The 19,313-nt window shown below is 61.4% G+C and carries 10 protein-coding genes; 5 read left to right on the top strand and 5 right to left on the bottom strand.

What is annotated here, in order from left to right:
- Window positions 1-100: 100 nt before the first annotated feature.
- Complete coding sequence (locus tag BUE09_RS06770) at window positions 101-1,117, bottom strand: zinc-dependent alcohol dehydrogenase family protein (protein WP_073299926.1); 1,017 nt, start codon at window positions 1,115-1,117, stop codon at window positions 101-103.
- A 268-nt stretch (window positions 1,118-1,385) separates the two neighbouring features.
- Here BUE09_RS06770 and BUE09_RS06775 point away from each other — a divergent pair, with 268 nt between their 5' ends.
- The 5 genes from BUE09_RS06775 (at window position 1,386) to BUE09_RS06795 (ending at window position 9,748) form a co-directional block, all read left to right on the top strand.
- Complete coding sequence (locus tag BUE09_RS06775) at window positions 1,386-2,303, top strand: LysR family transcriptional regulator (RefSeq protein WP_073299927.1); 918 nt, start codon at window positions 1,386-1,388, stop codon at window positions 2,301-2,303.
- Between the two features lie 336 nt (window positions 2,304-2,639).
- Window positions 2,640-3,869, top strand: coding sequence for a multidrug efflux RND transporter periplasmic adaptor subunit MexE (mexE, locus tag BUE09_RS06780; RefSeq protein WP_073299928.1), 1,230 nt, complete (start codon window positions 2,640-2,642; stop codon window positions 3,867-3,869).
- A gap of 99 nt (window positions 3,870-3,968) precedes the next feature.
- The gene (locus tag BUE09_RS06785; RefSeq protein ID WP_073299929.1) at window positions 3,969-7,139 is read left to right on the top strand and encodes an efflux RND transporter permease subunit; all 3,171 of its coding nucleotides are present in this window, start codon (window positions 3,969-3,971) and stop codon (window positions 7,137-7,139) included.
- The gene (locus tag BUE09_RS06790; RefSeq protein ID WP_073299930.1) at window positions 7,136-8,539 is read left to right on the top strand and encodes an efflux transporter outer membrane subunit; all 1,404 of its coding nucleotides are present in this window, start codon (window positions 7,136-7,138) and stop codon (window positions 8,537-8,539) included. Before BUE09_RS06785 ends, BUE09_RS06790 begins: the two co-directional genes overlap by 4 nt.
- A 216-nt stretch (window positions 8,540-8,755) precedes the next feature.
- The gene (locus tag BUE09_RS06795; protein ID WP_073300310.1) at window positions 8,756-9,748 is read left to right on the top strand and encodes a TRAP transporter substrate-binding protein; all 993 of its coding nucleotides are present in this window, start codon (window positions 8,756-8,758) and stop codon (window positions 9,746-9,748) included.
- Between the two features lie 454 nt (window positions 9,749-10,202).
- On the opposite strand, the gene BUE09_RS06800 is transcribed toward BUE09_RS06795, so the two are convergent.
- From BUE09_RS06800 to BUE09_RS06815, 4 genes are all read right to left on the bottom strand, one after another.
- Complete coding sequence (locus BUE09_RS06800) at window positions 10,203-11,669, bottom strand: efflux transporter outer membrane subunit (RefSeq protein ID WP_073299931.1); 1,467 nt, start codon at window positions 11,667-11,669, stop codon at window positions 10,203-10,205.
- Window positions 11,666-14,770 carry an efflux RND transporter permease subunit gene (locus BUE09_RS06805; protein WP_073300312.1) on the bottom strand — a complete coding sequence of 1,035 codons (3,105 nt, stop codon included), beginning with the start codon at window positions 14,768-14,770 and terminating at the stop codon, window positions 11,666-11,668. The genes BUE09_RS06800 and BUE09_RS06805 overlap by 4 nt, the downstream gene beginning before the upstream one ends.
- Before the next feature lie 160 nt (window positions 14,771-14,930).
- Window positions 14,931-18,011: an MdtB/MuxB family multidrug efflux RND transporter permease subunit gene (locus tag BUE09_RS06810; RefSeq protein ID WP_073299932.1), complete on the bottom strand. Its 3,081-nt coding sequence runs from the start codon at window positions 18,009-18,011 to the stop codon at window positions 14,931-14,933.
- A complete protein-coding gene (locus BUE09_RS06815) occupies window positions 18,008-19,252 on the bottom strand; it encodes an MdtA/MuxA family multidrug efflux RND transporter periplasmic adaptor subunit (protein WP_073299933.1) in 1,245 nt (414 codons plus the stop codon). Before BUE09_RS06815 ends, BUE09_RS06810 begins: the two co-directional genes overlap by 4 nt.
- Between the last annotated feature and the right edge of the window lie 61 nt (window positions 19,253-19,313).

The following is a 19,313-nucleotide window of genomic DNA, read 5'->3' on the forward strand; positions in this document are numbered from 1 at the left end:
CCTCCGTCAAGGGATCAATACCTGTATTCGGAGGACTTGGCGCTGGCGGGAAAAGTTTCTGTGAAGCGATGAGAGGCCCCTGCGCAGAGGCCCTGAAGAATCAGTCAACGCGAAGTACGACCCGACCGCGCGGGACGCCACTCTCGACGTAGTCATGGGCTGCCACGACCTCGTCGAAGCCGAATACCTTGTCAACCTGCGGCGTAATCAGACGGTCGGCCGTGAGCTGGTTGATGTGCAACAAGGCATTCTGGACCGCCTCACGGTTCTGCTCGATGCCCAGCTCGGGCTGGCCGGTGAAATCACAAAGGCAATGCAGGAAGAACTTGAAGTTCTTCTTGAACGCCGCGCAGGCAGGAAATGCCGTCTCGTTGCCACCGTTGAGCCCGTAAAGAATCAGCTTGCCGCGCGGGGCAATCACATCCCCGAGCAGCTTCATCTGCGAGCCGCCGCAACCGTCGAGCACGACTTCGACGCCTGCCCCGCCCGTGATCTTTTGCAGCCGCCCGACCAGATCTTCTTCTTCGGTAACGATGACCGTCTCGGCGCCCAACTTACGCAGGAAATCACGATCCTCAGCCGTCTCGCAGGTTGCGATCACCCGCCCGCCGAGTGCTTTGGCCAGCTGCACGGCAGAAGGCCCTGTGCAATGTCGCGCCTGGGTAACCAGCACGTATTGTCCGGGCTCCAGCTGAGCCAGTTCGACCAGCGCAAAGTAGGAGACCAGTGCCGGTGTGTAATGGACGCTGGCCTCGGCGGCGCTAAGACTATCGGGATGGTGGACCAGAGAACCCTGAGGCAGCAGAACCCGCTCGCCGTAGAGCGGGTACTGATTGAGGTCATGTGCCGGAAAACTGGCCACACGATCACCGATCGCGAAGCCATCCACGTTCTCGCCCACTGCAATCACTTCGCCAGCGATCTCGCTGCCGAGCCCGGCCGGGAGCTTCGCGTGACGCGGCGCAAGGTCCTGCCGCCAGAGCACGTCATTCCAGCTGACGCCGATCGCACTGACGTCGATCAGCACCTCGCCAGGACCTGGCTGAGGTACCTCTCGCTGTTCGTAACGCAGCACATTCGCGGCGCCGAACTGGTGGAAACGGATGATGCGGGACATGACAAAGACCCCTCGGTTACTACTGTATATGTGACTTTATCCGCACCATCGGCACAACTCCAGCAGCGATCCCTGCATTCCGCTCGATAGTCGCCATGCATGCCAATGATGATGTGCTGAATGTAAGGCTGCTCCCATCGCTGCAGGTTTGTGTCATTGCAAAGCGGGAATAGACATGCCGACGTCACTCCGATCTGTCTAGAATGCAGACGCAACCCTCATTTGGTCAGTTGCCTCTGGTGTCTGACCACAGCTTGAAGTGAAAGGCATGAATCGCAACGACCTTCGCCGCGTGGACCTGAACCTGCTCATCGTTTTCGAAACGCTGATGCATGAGCGCAGCGTGACCCGTGCCGCGGAGAAACTCTTTCTCGGCCAGCCGGCGATCAGCGCAGCACTGGCGCGCCTGCGCACGCTATTCGACGACCCGTTGTTCGTCCGTACAGGTCGCAGCATGGAGCCGACCGCACGCGCTCAGGAAATCGCTGGTCTGCTGTCGCCCGCTCTGGATTCGATCTCCACCGCTGTCAGCCGCGCCTCCACGTTCGATCCCGCCACCAGCGAGCTGGTGTTTCGCATCGGCCTGACCGATGAGGTCGAGTTCGCCCTGCTGCCGCAGTTGCTCCGGCGTGTCCGCGCCGAGGCGCCCGGCGTGGTACTGGTGGTTCGGCGGGCCAACTATCTGCTGATGCCCGGACTGCTTGCCTCTGGCGAAATCTCGGTCGGTGTTTGCTACACCCAGGAGCTCCCGGCCAACGCCAAGCGCAAGGTATTGCGCCGGCCGAAACCGATGTTGCTGCGCGCAGACAGCATCCCCGGCCGTTTGACGATGGAAGACTACTGCTCGCGCCCACATGCCATGGTTTCCTTTGCTGGCGACCTGAACGGTTATATCGATGACGAACTGGCATTGCACGGCTGCAAGCGCAAGGTCGTGCTGGCGGTACCGCAGTTCAACGGCCTGGCCAGTCTGTTGGCCGGAACCGACCTGGTCGCGACGATGCCCGACTATGCCGCGGCGGCGCTCGCTGCTAACGGTGGCGTACGTGCCGAGCCGCTGCCGTTCGAGACCAGCCAGGACTTCGAGTTGTCCATGGCCTGGCGCGGCGCTCAGGACAATGATCCAGCGGAGCGCTGGCTGCGCTCGCGCATTCAGATGTTCGTAGGCGATCCAGACAGTCTCTGAACCACCGTTTTTCTCTTAAGCAAAGCGCTTGCCGTGGTGGGCTGAAGCCCACCCTACCTGAGCCCTGCTTTCGACCCGCAGCTGGTGGGCTGAAGCCAGCCTAATATCAGCCCCTGCACATCCCCGTCGTAGGGTGGGCTCCAGCCCACCAGCCCGGCCGAAACCACCTCAGTCGATTGGGCACCAATGCCCCTGCAATCCCATACTCAACATCGATGAAACACCCTGCAACATCAGCGCGAATGATATTTACATTCGCCCCGTTCGATTTCTACCGGGACGTCCATCGCCCCCACACTCCCGCCATCGACAAAAACCCGAGTTGCGGAGTCAAGCATGGATCGTTCACTCAAAGCCTTGCGTTACCCATTGGTTGCGGTTGCTGCCGCCCTTGTAGGCGCATGCGGTAAAGCACCTGAAGCCACCGAAGCGGCCATGCCGGCACCCGCCGTCAGCGTCGCCGAGGTCATCGAACAGCAGGTGACCGAATGGGACGAACTTACCGGCCGCCTGGAAGCGCCTGAGTCGGTCGATATTCGTCCACGCGTGTCGGGCTTCATCGACAAGGTCGCGTTCGAAGAAGGCTCGCTGGTGAAGAAAGGCGATCTGCTGTTCCAGATCGACCCGCGCCCGTTCGAAGCCCAGGTCAAACGCTTGCAGGCTGAGCTACAACAAGCCCGCGCCACTGAGCGCCGGACCGCAAGCGAGGCCGAGCGCGGTGAGCGCCTGCGTGCCAACAATGCCATTTCCGCCGAACTGGCTGATGCGCGAACCAGCGCCGCCAGCGAAGCGAAGTCCGCCGTCGCTGCGATCCAGGCTCAGCTCGACGCGGCGAAGCTGGATCTTGGTTTCACCCGCGTCACGGCCCCCATCGATGGCCGCGTTGGCCGTGCGCTGATCACTGCGGGCAACCTGGTCAATGCTGGCGACGCCTTGCTGACGACGCTGGTCTCGACCGACAAGGTCTATGCCTACTTCGAGGCGGACGAACGCACCTACCTGAAGTACCGCGAACTCGCCCGTGACGGTGAGCGTGGCGAGGAGACCCCGGTGTACCTCGGGCTCTCCAGCGAGGAAGGACACCCTCATCTGGGGCACATGGACTTCATCGACAACCAGGTCGACCCGCGCACCGGCACCATTCGCGGGCGTGCGGTGTTCGACAACCGCGACGGCAGCTTCACGCCCGGTCTGTATGCCCGTTTGAAGCTGGTCGGCAGCGCCAGCTACGACGCCGTTCTGATCAAGGATGTCGCGGTCGGAACCGATCTGGGCAAGAAGTTTGTTCTGGTCGTCGGGGATGATGACACCGTCAATTACCGCTCCATCGAGCTCGGTCCGAAGCTCGAGGGTCTGCGCATCGTGCGTGGCGGGCTGAAGGAAGGTGAAACCATCGTGGTCAACGGCCTGCAGCGCGTTCGTCCGGGCAACGCCGTGCAGCCACAGAATGTGCCAATGGCCGACGCTGACACCCTCGCCGCGCTGAAAGAACAGAACCGTGCAATCTCCGCCGCGATGAATCCGCAGGTAGTCGAGCGCACCCTGGCGCGCGGGCCAAGCAGTTGACGATAGACACGATCCGCTGACCGGCGCCGAGGCGCCAACTCAAAACAAAATTGATTCCGCCAGGGTGCGTCATGCGCACCCTCTCCCCCGGAGTGCGTCATGAATTTCTCCCAGTTCTTCATCCAGCGGCCGATCTTCGCCGCGGTGCTGTCGCTGATCATCCTGATCGGTGGCGCCATATCGCTGTTCCAGCTACCGATCAGCGAATATCCCGAGGTGGTGCCGCCGACGGTCGTGGTCCGCGCCAGCTTCCCGGGCGCCAACCCCAAAGTGATCGGCGAAACCGTCGCGTCCCCGCTGGAACAGGCCATCACCGGCGTCGAGGGCATGCTCTACATGTCCTCCCAGGCGACCGCCGATGGCAAGCTGACCCTGACCATTACGTTTGCGCTGGGAACCGACCTGGACAACGCCCAGGTGCAGGTGCAGAACCGCGTCACGCGCACCCAGCCGACGTTGCCGACCGAAGTGCAGCGCCTCGGCGTTACGGTGGACAAGGCCTCGCCGGACCTGACGATGGTGGTGCACCTGACATCTCCGGACGAACGCTACGACATGCTTTATCTGTCCAACTATGCGGCGCTCAACGTCAAGGACGAGCTGGCACGGCTGGACGGGATTGGTGATGTGCAGCTGTTCGGCATGGGCGATTACTCGCTTCGCGTCTGGCTCGATCCAAACAAGGTGGCCTCACGCAACCTCACCGCAACCGACGTGGTTAACGCGATCCGCGAGCAGAACCGTCAGGTTGCAGCGGGTTCGCTGGGTGCACCACCCGCACCGGGCGCGACGGACTTCCAGTTATCGATCAATACCCAAGGCCGACTGGTTAGCGAGGAGGAGTTCGAGAACATCATCATCCGCGCCGGCGAAGACGGCTCGATCACCCGCCTGCGGGACATCGCGCGTATCGAACTGGGTTCCAGCCAGTACGCGCTGCGCTCCTTGCTCAACAACCAACCGGCCGTCGCCATTCCCGTCTTTCAGCGCCCTGGCTCGAACGCGATTGAAATCTCCGACTCGGTGCGGGCGCGCATGGCCGAGCTGAAGAAGGATTTCCCAGAAGGCGTGGACTACGAAATCGTCTACGACCCGACCATCTTCGTGCGCGGCTCCATCGAGGCAGTGGTGCATACCCTGCTCGAGGCCATCGTGCTTGTGGTGCTGGTGGTCATCCTGTTCCTGCAGACCTGGCGCGCCTCGATCATCCCGCTGGCCGCCGTGCCGGTGTCGCTGATCGGCACATTCGCGGTGATGCACATGCTGGGCTTCTCGCTCAACGCCCTGTCGCTGTTTGGCCTGGTGTTGGCGATTGGCATCGTGGTGGATGACGCCATCGTCGTGGTGGAGAACGTCGAGCGGAATATTGGCCTCGGCAAGTCCCCGGTCGAAGCCACCAAGCAGGCGATGAAGGAAGTGACCGGGCCGATCATCGCGACGGCACTGGTGCTGTGCGCTGTGTTCATCCCGACCGCGTTCATTTCCGGCCTTACCGGGCAGTTCTACCAGCAGTTCGCGTTGACCATTGCTATTTCGACGGTCATTTCCGCCTTCAACTCCCTGACCCTGTCCCCAGCCTTGGCGGCCGCGTTGCTGCGCAGCCATGACGCGCCTAAAGACGGCTTCTCGCGTCTGTTGGACAAGCTGTTTGGGGGCTGGCTGTTTGCACCGTTCAACCGCGTGTTCGAGCGTGCCAGTCACGGCTACGTCGGTGCGGTTAAACGCATCCTGCGGGGCAGCGGCATCGCTCTGGTGGTGTATCTCGGGCTAGTAGGGCTGGGCTATATGGGCTTCGCCAGCACACCGACCGGCTTCGTGCCGCCGCAGGACAAGCAGTATCTGGTGGCCTTCGCGCAACTGCCAGATGCGGCCACGCTGGATCGCACCGAGGATGTCATCAAGCGCATGTCGCAAATCGCAGCCGAGCATCCCGGTGTCGAGAACACCGTGGCCTTTCCGGGCCTGTCGATCAATGGCTTCACCAACAGCCCGAACAGCGGCATCGTCTTCACCCCACTCAAGCCCTTCGATGAGCGCAGTGATCCCTCACTGTCCGCCAACGCCATCGCTGCTGATCTGAACGGCCAGTTCGCGCAAATCCAGGACGCCTTCATCGCGATCTTCCCGCCACCGCCGGTACAAGGTCTGGGCACCATTGGTGGCTTCCGCGTGCAGGTTCAGGACCGCGGCAACCTCGGGTATGAGGAGCTCTACAAACAGGTGCAGAACGTCATCGCCAAGAGCGCAGACTATCCAGAGCTGGCAGGGCTGTTCACCAGTTATCAGGTGAATGTGCCGCAGATCGATGCCGACATCGACCGGGAAAAAGCCAAGACCCACGGCGTGGCTATCGATCAGATCTTCGACACCATGCAGGTCTACCTCGGCTCGCTGTATGCCAACGACTTCAACCGCTTTGGCCGCACCTACCAGGTCAACGTCCAGGCCGAGCAGAAGTTTCGCCTGACGCCCGACCAGATCGGCCAGCTGAAGGTGCGCAACAACCGTGGCGAGATGGTGCCGCTGTCGACCTTCGTCAAGGTCAGTGACAGTTCCGGCCCGGATCGCGTGATGCACTACAACGGCTTCCTGACCGCTGAAATCAACGGCGCGGCCGCCCCCGGCTACAGCTCTGGGCAAGCCGAAGCGGCCATGGAACGGCTGCTGCAAGCCGAGCTGCCGAACGGCATGAGCTTCGAATGGACCGAGCTGACCTATCAGCAGATCCTGGCTGGGAACACCGCGATGTTCGTCTTCCCGCTCTGCGTGCTGCTGGCTTTCCTGGTATTGGCGGCGCAGTACGAAAGCTGGAGCCTGCCGCTGGCGGTGATTCTAATCGTCCCAATGACGCTGCTCTCGGCCATCACCGGGGTGATCCTCTCTGGCGGCGACAACAACGTGTTTACCCAGATCGGCCTGATCGTGCTGGTTGGCCTGGCGTGCAAGAACGCGATCCTTATCGTCGAGTTCGCCAAGGACAAACAGGAAGAAGGCATGGACCGTCTATCCGCTGTACTCGAGGCCTGCCGCCTGCGGCTGCGCCCGATCCTAATGACCAGCTTCGCCTTCATCATGGGTGTGGTGCCGTTGGTGCTCTCCTCCGGCGCGGGTGCCGAGATGCGTCACGCCATGGGCGTTGCGGTGTTCAGCGGGATGCTCGGGGTGACCTTCTTCGGCCTGCTGCTGACGCCAGTGTTCTACCTGGTCATACGCGCCTACGTTGAACGGCGCGCAGAGAAGAAAGCGGTACTGACGGAGGCGCACGCATGAAGGCTGTCATTTCCACTCCGTTACTGCTTGCGGCTGTGCTCGCCTTGAGCGCCTGCGCCGTGGGGCCGGATTACCGCGCGCCGGAGGTTGCGCCCGCACAGATTGAGCGCGCTGCGGCGGCTGGCTTCGATCAGTCACGATTCCAGGCTGCCTGGTGGCGCCAGTTCGATGATCCGACGCTCGATGCACTGGTGGGTGAAGCGTTGGCCGAAAACCGCGAGCTACGCATTGCATTTGCCCGGTTACGCGCCGCACGTGCCATTCGCGACGACGACGCCAATGACCGTTTCCCTACGGTGACAGCGGGCGCCACTGCAGAGTACGGCGAAGCGCAGCAACCCGGCTTCAGCGAGGAGCGCAGTAACATCGAGCGCTACGATCTGGGGCTCGACATGGCTTGGGAACTGGACCTGTTCGGCCGGGTGCAACGGCGCATCGAAGCCAGCGAGGCGCAGAGCGAGGCCGCGGAAGCCGAGCTGTACCAGTTACAGGTCAGCCTGATCGCCGAACTGGTCGATGCCTACGGCCAGCTGCGCGGCGCGCAGTTGCGTGAACACATCGCCCGGGAAAACCTTGAGAATCAGCGCAACTCGCATCTTCTAACCGAGCAGCTGCGCGACGCTGGCGTCGGTAGCGAACTTGACGTGCTGCGCGCCGATGCGCGGCTGGCCGCAACCGAGGCCAGCTTGCCGCAACTCCAGGCGCAGCAGACCCGAGCGACCAATCGCATCGCAACCTTGCTTGGTCAGCGCGCCGACAAGCTGAGTGTTGACCTCTCGGCGCGCGAGCTACCGGCCATTGCCAAGGCGCTGCCGATTGGCGACCCGACCGAACTGTTACGTCGCCGGCCAGACATTCTTGCGGCGGAACGGCAACTGGCAGCGGCGACCGCCAACGTGGGCGTAGCGACGGCTGATCTGTTTCCGCGGGTAAGCCTGAGTGGCTTCCTGGGCTTCATCGCCGGGCGCGGCTCGCAGATCGGTTCGAGTGCGGCCCAGGCTTGGGGCGTCGCACCGAGCATCACTTGGGCAGCGTTCGACATGGGCAGTGTTCGCGCCAGATTGCGCGGTGCAAAAGCGGACGCCGAAGGAGCGCTGGCCAGCTACGAGCAGCAGGTCCTGCTGGCGTTGGAGGAATCGGAGAACGCCTTCAGCGACTATGCCCGCGCGCAGGAGCGGCTGCTCGCCCTGTTGCGTCAGTCCGGCGCCAGCCGTGCGGCAGCAGAGCAAGCTGCGATCCGTTACCGCGAAGGCACGGTGGACTTTCTGGTGCTGCTGGATGCCGAACGTGAGCGTCTGGCGGCGGAGGATGCGCAGGCGCAAGCCGAAGTCGCGGTCTATCGTGGCGTCGTGGGTGTTTACAAAGCACTTGGCGGCGGTTGGCAGCTGTCCAGTCGTTGATCTGCAATAGCTCTGCGCCGCCGCCTTGCTTCGCAGAGCAGTTACCCTAAATGCCAAAGTGTGACCTGTTGCAACTCCCGCTCCCTCAATTATGAATTCTGTGAGAAAGCCCTTTTTACGGTGCGCCTTATTTGGCATAACGCTTCGTTGAAGCTCAAATAACATTCGGTTTCCGGATGTGATGCCAACCCACCAAAAATAAAGAGCCTTTTCATGATCAAGCCGATCATCACCCTCGCCGGCCTCGTGCTGGCGTTGACCGCAACCGCGGTCGAAGCTGAGCCGATCGTCATCAAGTTCTCGCACGTCGTCGCTGAAGACACCCCGAAAGGTAAGGGTGCCCTGCTGTTCAAGAAACTGGTTGAAGAGCGTCTGCCTGGCCAGGTGACCGTCGAGGTTTATCCCAACTCGACACTGTTCGGCGATGCTAACGAACTCGAGGCATTGGCCAACGACGAGGTGCAGCTGCTGGCGCCGTCGTTAGCGAAGTTCGAGAAGTACACCAAGCAGGTGCAGGTGTTCGACCTGCCTTTCCTGTTCGACGATCTGGAGGCCGTCAACCGGTTCCAGAAACGGGCCAAGGGCCGCCAACTGCTGCGCTCGATGGAAAAGGAAAACATCACCGGCCTGGCTTACTGGCACAACGGTATGAAGCAGTTATCGGCGACAAAGGCGCTACTGCTGCCGAGCGATGCAAGGGGGCTGGCGTTCCGTATCCAACCCTCAGCCGTTCTGGAATCGCAATTCACCCAGGTAGAGGCGCCGACCAAGAAGATCCCCTTTTCCGAGGTCTACGCCTCGCTGCAGAACGGCACCGTTCAAGGTGCGGAGAACCCCTGGTCGAACATCTACAGCAAGAAGATGCACACCGTGCAGCCCTACATCACTGAATCCAACCATGGCGTACTCGACTACATGCTGGTGAGCAATACGCGATTCTGGTTCGGCATACCGCATCGGGTCCGTACCGAGCTGGAAGGCATCATCGACGAGGTCACCTTCGAGGTGAATCGCGCGGCGGAGGAAGCCAACCAGGCCGACCGTGAGCGTATCCGCAAAGCTGGAACGTCCGAGATCATCGAGCTGACGCCAGAACAACGCGAAGCCTGGCGCGAAGCCATGCGACCGGTCTGGAAGGAATTCGAACCGGTGATCGGCGCCGATATCATCAAGGCGGCGCAAACGGTCAATCGCAAGCAGCGTCAGTAAGAGCTGATACCGACCAAATAAACCGCGGCCCATACCTAACATGCGCCGCGGTTTTCTTGCACTCGGAACCGTAAGCCACGCAAGCCATGATGATTGCATTGCTCATGATCGTGCTGAGCCTGCCGCCAGTGCTGCTGACAAATCGGCGCATTATGCTCGCATGGCCAACTCGTTACGTGCTTGCCGCGCTGCCAGCCGCTTATACGTTGACCGGCTGGCAGCTTGGCAGGCTTGCTATGACTCGATTCAACTGCCTGGGCGGGGTGAAAAATCTTCACGATTGCAGCATGGGGGACAGACATAACGGTACTGGTCGGGCACGGCCTGTTCCTGATGATTCCTGGAATCTTCGTTGCCGCACCGCTCTCCACGTTCTTGTTACTAGACACCCTGTGCAGACATGCCAGTACACGTCATGCATAGCGGCGTGGGAAATCAAATAGCAAAGCGCTACTCACGGCTCGGTCTGCATCACCGGTTCGGTCTGCAGTGTCTGTTCTTCCCATCCACCGCCTAACGCTGCGATCAATTGAACACTGGCGGTGAGCTGATCGCCCAGCAGCGTCAGATAGGTACGCTCGTTGTTCAGCGCACTGGTTTGCACGGTGGCAACGCTGAGGAAGTCGACGGTACCGGCGCGGTACTGGTTCTGAACCAGGCGCAGCGATTCCTGTGCCGCTTCCAGGGCTTGCCGCTGGACCACCGCCTCGGCCGCGAGAACGCGCAGTTGTACCAAGTTGTCTTCAACCTCACGGAAGCTGTCGAGCACCGTCTGGCGGTAATTGGCCACTGTCAGATCATAGTTAGCCTCGGCTGCTTCGAGGTCAGCACGACGGCCACCAAAATCGAGCAGCGTGACCGCCAGCTGTGGGCCGAGCGACCAGAAGCGGTTGGGCAAGCTGATCAGGTTGCTCAAACTGCTGTTGCGGTAGCCACCGCTCGCGCTCAGCGTCAGGTCCGGATACCAGGCCGCTTCGGCTACACCAATCTGTGCATTGGCAGCGATCACCTGACGCTCAGCCGACGCTATATCCGGGCGACGCTCAAGCAATTGCGAAGGCAGCGCCAGCGGCACCGCTGGCAGCTCCGGAATCTCGTCGAGTTCGGCAACGTTCAGCTCCGCTGGCGGCACTCCGATCAGTACTGCGATCGCATGTTCCATCTGCGCTCGCTGCCACTGCAGGTCAATGGCCTGAGCCTCAGTGCTCCGCAACTGCGTCAATGCCTGGGTTACATCGGACTTCGGCACGATCCCCGCGCGGTACTGGTTTTCCGTCAGTCGCAATGAACGGGCGAAGGCTTCGACCGTCTGGTTCAGCAATCGCTGTTGTTCGTCCATCACGCGCAACTGCAAATAGGTCTGGACCAATTCGGATTGCAGGCTCAAGCGAACCGCTGCCAGATCTGCCGCGCTCGCCTGCATGCTGGCGCGATTGGCTTCCAGGTTGCGCCGCAGACGGCCCCACACATCCAGCTCCCAGGAAGCATCGAGGCCAACACTGTAGCTCTCGCTGATACCACTGGCGCTGCCGCCTTGTACTGCGCTGGTCGAACCGTTCTGCGCAGCGCGCGTCGCGCCGGCACTGCCACCCACCGTCGGAAACAATTGCGAGCGTGCTCCCCGAACCAGCGCCCGCGCCTGGCGATACTGTGCTTCTGCCGCCGCCAGATTCTGGTTCGACAGGTTCAGCCGACAAACCAAAGCATCCAACTTCGCATCTCCGTATAGCCGCCACCAACTACCGCGCTCCAGCACATCTGCCGGATTGGCGACCTTCCAACCTTCGGCCTGCTTGAATTCTGCAGCCATGGGCAACTCGGGCCGCTGATAGTCCGGGCCCAAGGTGCAGGCGGCTACGGAGAGCACCAGAACCACAAGGGCCAGCGGGCGGAAGGTGTGTTTCAGGGACAACGGACTCATAACGGATTTTCCAGGGCGGCGTCGGTGCGAACACCGCGCCAGCGATTGAAACGATGACGCGCGCGGTCCAGGTACAGATAGACCACCGGCGTGGTGTAGAGCGTGAGAATCTGACTGAGGATCAGGCCGCCGATAATGGTCAAGCCCAACGGTTTGCGCATCTCGGCACCCTCGGCACCGCCCATCAGCAACGGTAACGCGCCAAGGATGGCGGCCATGGTGGTCATCAGAATCGGGCGGAAGCGCAACAGGCAGGCCCGGCGGATCGACTCAGCCGGCGACAGGCCGTCGTTACGTTCGAACTGCAGCGCGAGATCGATCATCAGAATCGCGTTCTTCTTCACCACACCGATCAGCAGGAACAGACCCAGCAGGGAAATCAGGCTGAATTCCTCACGTGTCAGGATGATCACCAGAAGAGCCCCAACACCGGCCGAAGGCAACGTCGACAAGATTGTCAGCGGATGAATGTAACTTTCGTAGAGGACCCCAAGCACGATGTACACCAGCAGCAAGGCACCGAGGATCATCAGCGGCTGGCCTTCCTGGGTGGATTTGAAGATGTCTCCGGTACCACCCAGCCGCCCCTGCACTTCGCTGGGCATGCCAATGGCGGCGACCGCCCGTTCGATGGCCCGGGTCGCCTGATCGAGGCTGACATCGGGCGCCAGGTCGAAATCGATGTTTTCAGCGGCGAACTGTCCATCATGGCTGACCCGGTCCTCCTCCAGGCTTCGCTCGTAGCGGGCAAAGGCGGCCAACGGCACGCGACGGCCATCGCTGGTAATTATCTGGATCTGCTCCAACACTTCGGGATGTTGGGCGTAGCTCGGGTCGATCTCCATCACTACCTGATACTGATTGAGCGACTCGTAGATGGTGGAGATCTGCCGCTGGCTGAAGGCGTTATTGAGCAAGGTCGTTACCGTGCTCATGTCGATACCGAGTCGCTTGGCCGCGTCGCGATCGATCTTGAGGCTTATCTGTTGTGCGCCCTCGCCTTCGTTGGCATCGATACTGGTGAGCTCCGGCAAGGCCATCAGCGCTCGGGTCACCTGCGGTACCCAGGTACGCAGGTCGGCCAGGTCGCTGGCCAGCAGGTTGTAGGAGTAGGCCGAGCTGCTCTGCCGGCCGCCACCGAACTGCAAATCCTGATCGGCCATGAGGAACATGCGCCCGCCGGGGACCTTCGGCTGGTTCTTGCGAATACGCTCGATCACCTTCTGCGCGGAAATCTTGCGCTCATCTAACGGCTTTAGCCGGACGATCATAAAGGCATTGTTGATGCCGCCGCTGCCGCCGATGAAGCCCGCCACACTTTCTACTGCCGGATCGGCCAGCACCGCCTTGCGATAGGTTTCCATCTTTGGCTGCATGACCTGGAACGACAGCCCATCGTCACCGCGAATGAAACCGGTCAGTTGGCCGGTGTCCTGTTGCGGGAGGAAAGTTTTCGGCACCTCGATATAGAGAAAAACGTTGAGCCCGATCGTCGCCAGCAGCGTGAATAACGTGATGCGATGATGGCGCAGCGCCCACCCCAAGGACCGGTCGTAATGGCGCAACAGCCATTGATGGGCGTCGTGACTCCAGCGATGCAGGCGGCCATCGTGCTCGGGCTGGTGAGGCTTGAGCCAGCGCGCGCACAGCATCGGCGTCAAGGTCAGCGACACCAGCAGCGAGACAAGGATGGCAGCCGCCAGGGTGATGGAAAACTCCCGGAACAGCCGTTCGACGATACCGCCCATGAATAGGATCGAGACGAACACCACGACCAGCGACAGGTTCATCGACAGCAGGGTAAAGCCGACCTCGCGGGTGCCGATGTAAGCTGCGCGCATCGGCGGTACGCCGTCATCGATGTGCCGCGCAATGTTCTCCAACACCACGATGGCGTCGTCCACCACCAGCCCCGCAGCCAGGATCAAGGCCATCAGCGACAGGACGTTGAGTGAGAAGCCGAACAGATACATCACGGCAAAGGTGCCAACCAGAGATACCGGCACCGCCAGCGCCGGGATCAAAGCGGTCCGCAATTTGCCAAGGAACAGAAACACCAGAACGATGACCAGGCCCACCGCAATTAGCAAGGTCCGTTCGGCCTCGTGCAGCGTTGCGCGAATGACGGGCGAGCGGTCCATCGCCACCGCCATATTGACGCTGCCGGGCATAATCGCCTGGAGAGCAGGCAGCTCGTTGCGAATGCCCTCGATGGTTTCGATGATGTTGGCGCCCGCCTGGCGGTTTATGATCAGCAACACGGCACGTTCGTTATTGAAAAAACCATCGTTGTAGCGATCCTCGACGCCGTCCCGCACCTTGGCGACGTCGCTCAGACGCAGCGCCGCGCCATCCTGATAGCGAATGATCAGCGGCAGGTAATCCGCAGCTTCGTGCAGTTGATCGTTGGCTTGCACTTGCCAGTGGCGATGATCGTCTTCGACCATACCTTTGGGGCGGCGTACGTTGGCCGAGGCGATGGTTTGGCGCACCTCATCGAGCGAAACACCGTATTGCTCGAGTTGTTGCGGCTGCAGTTCCACGCGCACGGCGGGCAACGAGCTTCCACCGACCTGCACCTCGCCGACGCCGGGCACCTGCGATAGCTTCTGTGCCAGGACCGTCGAGCCGATGTCGTAAAGCTGCCCCTTGTCCAATACCTCGGAAGTCAGGGACAGCACCATGATTGGCGCCTGGGCCGGATTGATCTTGCGGTAGGTCGGCATGCTTCGCATACCGCTGGGCAACAGATTGCGCGATGCGTTGATGGCCGCCTGCACGTCTCGGGCGGCACCGTTGATGTCGCGGTCGAGATCAAATTGGATGATGATCCGCGTCGAACCCTGGCTGCTACGGCTGCTCATCTGGCTGACGCCGGCAATGCTGCCCAATGAGCGTTCCAGTGGCGTCGCCACGCTGGACGCCATGATCTCCGGGCTCGCGCCTGGCAGGCTGGCCTGCACCGTGATGACCGGAAAATCCATGTTCGGCAGCGGCGACACCGGCAACAGACCGAAGCTGACTCCTCCCAACAGCAGGATCGCCAGGCTCAGCAGCATGGTCGCGACCGGGCGCGCGATAAATGGCGCAGAGAGGTTCATGGCTTCAAAGCCGCTGGAAGCTGAAGGCTGAAGGTTGGACTTGCCAGCGGTGCCAAGCACTTTTGCTGCCCCGCACCGACAACGCTGCGATCAAAGGTCGGATGGGTACAACCTAACGAGTCCCGCTGATAGGTAGCACCCATCCGACGAACGGCCGTGGTCATGCGCTCGCCTCTTGACCTGTCGTGCCCTTACGGGCAAAGCGATTGCCGAGACGATCGAAAAACAGATAGATCACCGGCGTGGTAAACAGCGTCAGCAGCTGGCTGAGCAGCAGGCCACCGACCAACACCAGGCCCAGCGGTTGGCGCAGTTCGGCACCCGAGCCGGACGCCAGCATCAGGGGTACCGCGCCGAACAGCGCAGCCAGGGTGGTCATCAAAATCGGGCGGAAGCGCAACAGCGCGGCCCGATAGATCGCATCACGCGGGCTCATACCCTGGTGACGTTCGGCCTCGAGGGCGAAGTCGATCATCATGATCGCGTTCTTCTTGACGATGCCGATCAGCAGGATGATGCCGATGATGGCGATCAATCCCAGATCGTTGCCGGTCAGCAGCAGCGCGAGCAAGGCGCCGACGGCAGCCGATGGCAGCGTCGAGAGAATGGTGATTGGATGGATATAGCTCTCATAGAGCACACCGAGCACGATGTACATGGTCACTACCGCCGCCAGGATAAGCAGCAAGGTGCTCGACAGCGACGCGCGGAATGCCTCGGCGGCGCCCTGGAAACGACTCTGGATTCCGGCCGGCAACCCGATCTCGGCCTCGACCCCTTCGATGACTTCCACCGCTTCTCCGAGCGACACACCGTCGGCCAGATTGAATGACAGCGTCACGGCCGGAAACTGACCGATGTGGTTGATCAACAGCGGCGCGCTGCGCTGCTCAAGCGTCGCCAAGCTCGACAGTCTTACCGGTGTGCCGCCCTCGCTCTGCACAAACAGCTGTTCCAGCGCCTTCGCCCCAAGATGCCCCCCGGCCTCCGCCTCGATCACCACACGGTACTGGCTGGCCTGAGTGAAGATGGTCGAGATCTGGCGTTGACCGAACGCGTCATACAGCGCATCGGTGATAGCCGATATCTCGATCCCCAGCCGCGCCGCAGCATCACGGTCGATATCCAGGAAAATCTGCAGGCCATCGCTTTGCAGATCGCTGGCGACATCGGTCAACTCTGGGCGTTCGCGCAGCGCCGCGACCAGACGCGGCGTCCATTCCTGCAGCAGTGCGCCGTCCGGGGATTCGAGGCTGAACTGGAACTGCGTACGGCTGACCCGATCCTCGATGGAGAGATCCTGCACCGGCTGCATGTACAGGTCGATGCCTGGCAGTTTCGCCAATTCCGGACGCAGCCGGTCGATGACCTGGCTTGCGGTGACATCACGCTCAGCGTGAGGTTTGAGATTGATCAGCATGCGACCGCTGTTGAGGGTCACGTTGTCGCCATCGACCCCGATATAGGACGACAGGCTGGCCACTGCCGGGTCGGCCAGGATCACGCGGGACAGAGACTGCTGACGCTCGCTCATCGCACGGAAGGAAATTGATTGCGGCGCTTCACTGATGCCCTGAATCACCCCAGTGTCCTGTACCGGGAAGAAGCCTTTCGGTACGGCGAGGTACAGCACGACCGTCAATCCCAGTGTCACCACGGCAACCAGAAGGGTCAGCGTCTGGTGACCCAGCACCCACGTCAGCCAACGCGCGTAGCCGCCGATCAATCGCTCGACCCAGTCCGGCTTGGATTTTTCCGCTGCCGCAGGCTTGAGCAGCTTGGCGCACATCATAGGTGTCAACGTCAGGGACACCACCAGCGAGATCATGATGGCGACAGCGAGTGTAATGGCGAACTCGCGGAACAGACGCCCCACCACGTCCTGCATGAACAGCAGAGGAATGAGGACAGCGATCAGCGATAGCGTCAAAGAGATCAGTGTGAACCCGATTTGCTTAGCGCCCTTGAGAGCGGCCTGCAGGGGCGTTTCGCCCTCCTCCACGTGGCGGGCGATGTTTTCGAGCATGACGATGGCATCGTCGACAACGAAGCCGGTCGCAATGGTCAGTGCCATCAAGGTCAGGTTGTTCAGCGAGAACCCGGCGAGATGCATCACGGCAAAGGTACCAATCAGCGACAGCGGCACCGCGATGGAAGGGATAATTGTCGCCGAGAGTCGTTTAAGAAAAACGAAGGTGACCATCACAACGAGAACGGTGGCCATCAGCAGCTCATGCTGCACATCGGTGATAGCGGCGCGGATGGTCTGGGTACGGTCGGTGAGCACCACCACGTCTAGACCGGCTGGCATACTCGCGGTGACCTCGGGAAGCAGCGCCTGAATGCGCTCGACCACCTCGATCACATTGGCGCCTGGCTGACGCTGGATATTCAGCAGCACGGCCTGGCTTTCATTGGCCCAGGCGGCAAGACGTTCGTTCTCAGCGCCATCGGCAATGTCGGCAACATCCTTCAAACGCAACGTTGCACTGTCCTCGTACGCCAGTATGAGTTCGGCGTATTCCTCCGGGGTCTTCAACTGATCGTTGGCATCGAGCATCGAGACGCGCGTCGGACCGTCGAAATTGCCCTTGGGCTGGTTGACGTTGGAGCTGGTTACCAGTGTGCGGACATCGGCCAGTGACAATCCGTAGGACGCCAACGCCTCTGGATTGACGCGGATGCGCACGGCTGGGCGTTGGCCGCCGGCGATACTGACCATGCCTACGCCGCTGATCTGCGCAAGTTTTTGCGCCATGCGCGTATCGACCAGATCATGAAGCTCGGGCAGTGCGAGACTTTCCGAGGTAATCGCCAGGGTCATCACCGGTGTGTCCGCCGGGTTGACCTTGTTGTATACGGGCGGCGCCGGTAGGTCGTTTGGCAGCAGATTGCTTCCAGCGTTGATGGCCGCCTGGACTTCCTGCTCAGCTACGTCCAGCTCGACTTCGAGCGAGAAACGTAAGGTGATCACCGAAGCGCCACCGGAGCTGGTCGAGGACATCTGGGTCAGGCCGGGCATCTGACCGAACTGCCGCTCCAGCGGCGCGGTCACTGCACTGGTCATCACCTCAGGGCTGGCGCCGGGGTACAGCGTCATCACCCGAATGGTCGGGTAATCCACCTGAGGCAGCGCCGAAACCGGCAGCATGCGGTAGGCAATGAGACCGGCCAGCAGAATCGCGATCATCGTCAGGGTGGTTGCCACCGGCCGAAGAATGAACAGCCGCGACATATTCATCGCGCTGGACGCTCCTTGGCGCTCTGGGTATCGACTTTCGGATTCGCGGCCGCTTCTTCGGCGAGCGTCTGGCGATCCACCACTTCGACTTCGCTGCCGTCACGCAGGCGATCGGTGCCTTCCATGACGATCCGCTCCCCGATGCTTAGCCCTTTGTTGATGACGGTCTTTTCGCCATTGCTAGGGCCGACCTCAAGCACCCGCAACTCGACCTTCGAGTCTTCGCCAACGACATAGGCGTAGTTGCCACGCGAGCCGAACTGCAGTGCTGCAGAAGGAATCAGCACCGCATCATCGAGGGTTTCCACGCGCAGGCGAACGTTAACGAATTGATTGGGTATTAGCAGCTCCGCCTCGTTGTCGAAGCGGGCCTTCATTTTTAACGTGCCAGTGGTCGTGTCGATCAGGTTGTCGAGGCTTTCCAGCACCCCTTCGCCGAACAGCACCCGCTCGCCGCGATCCCAGGCTTGTACCGAGAGTTCGTCACCGCGACGAAAGCGGGCGATGACCGGCGGCAACTCCCCTTCAGGCAAGGTAAAGCTGATTGCCATGGGTTGAGTCTGGGTGATGACGACCAAGGGTGTGGTGTCGTTGGCTGCGACCAGATTGCCTTGGTCAAGCTGGCGCAGGCCGACGCGTCCGTCAATTGGCGCTCGGATCTGTGTGAATTGCAGGTTCAGCTTGGCCTCATTGACCGCCGCCTGGTTGGCCGCCAGTGTGCCTTGATACTGGTTGACCAGCGCCTGCTGGGTGTCCAGGGTCTGCTTGGCAATGCTGTCGTCGGCGAACAGACCTTGGTAGCGCTTTAGGTCCAGCTGGGCATTCTGCAGCAGCGCGCGGTTCTGCTGCAGGGTGCCTTCTGCCTGCTGCAACGCCACCTCGTAGGGGCGCGGATCGATGACCGCCAGCAGATCGCCGGCCGTGACCCGCTGGCCTTCTTCGAAGCGTACCTCGACCAGCTCACCAGCCACGCGACTGCGCACATTCACGGTGTTTAGCGGCGTGACGGTGCCGAGCGCCTTGGCAAAGACCTCGAACGTCCCTTGCTCGACCGATGCGACTCGCACCGGCGTTGGGCCGCCAAACGCGCCGAAAGCCGGCCGCCCACCCTCTCGCTGGGACGGCGTCTCGGCCTCGGTTGGCCATAGCCACCAAAGCAATAGCGCAATCACAACAACGACGCCGCCGATGATCAACCAGCGCCGAACGGAGCCGGCGGAAGAAGTGTTTGCCTCGGACATGAACTGGGTTCGCCTGAAAATGAGCGTGAACCATAAGCAGTCGCGCTCCGCTCGCAAAGGG

The organism is Stutzerimonas xanthomarina DSM 18231, from assembly GCF_900129835.1.
In the GTDB taxonomy this organism is placed as follows: Bacteria; Pseudomonadota; Gammaproteobacteria; order Pseudomonadales; family Pseudomonadaceae; genus Stutzerimonas; species Stutzerimonas xanthomarina.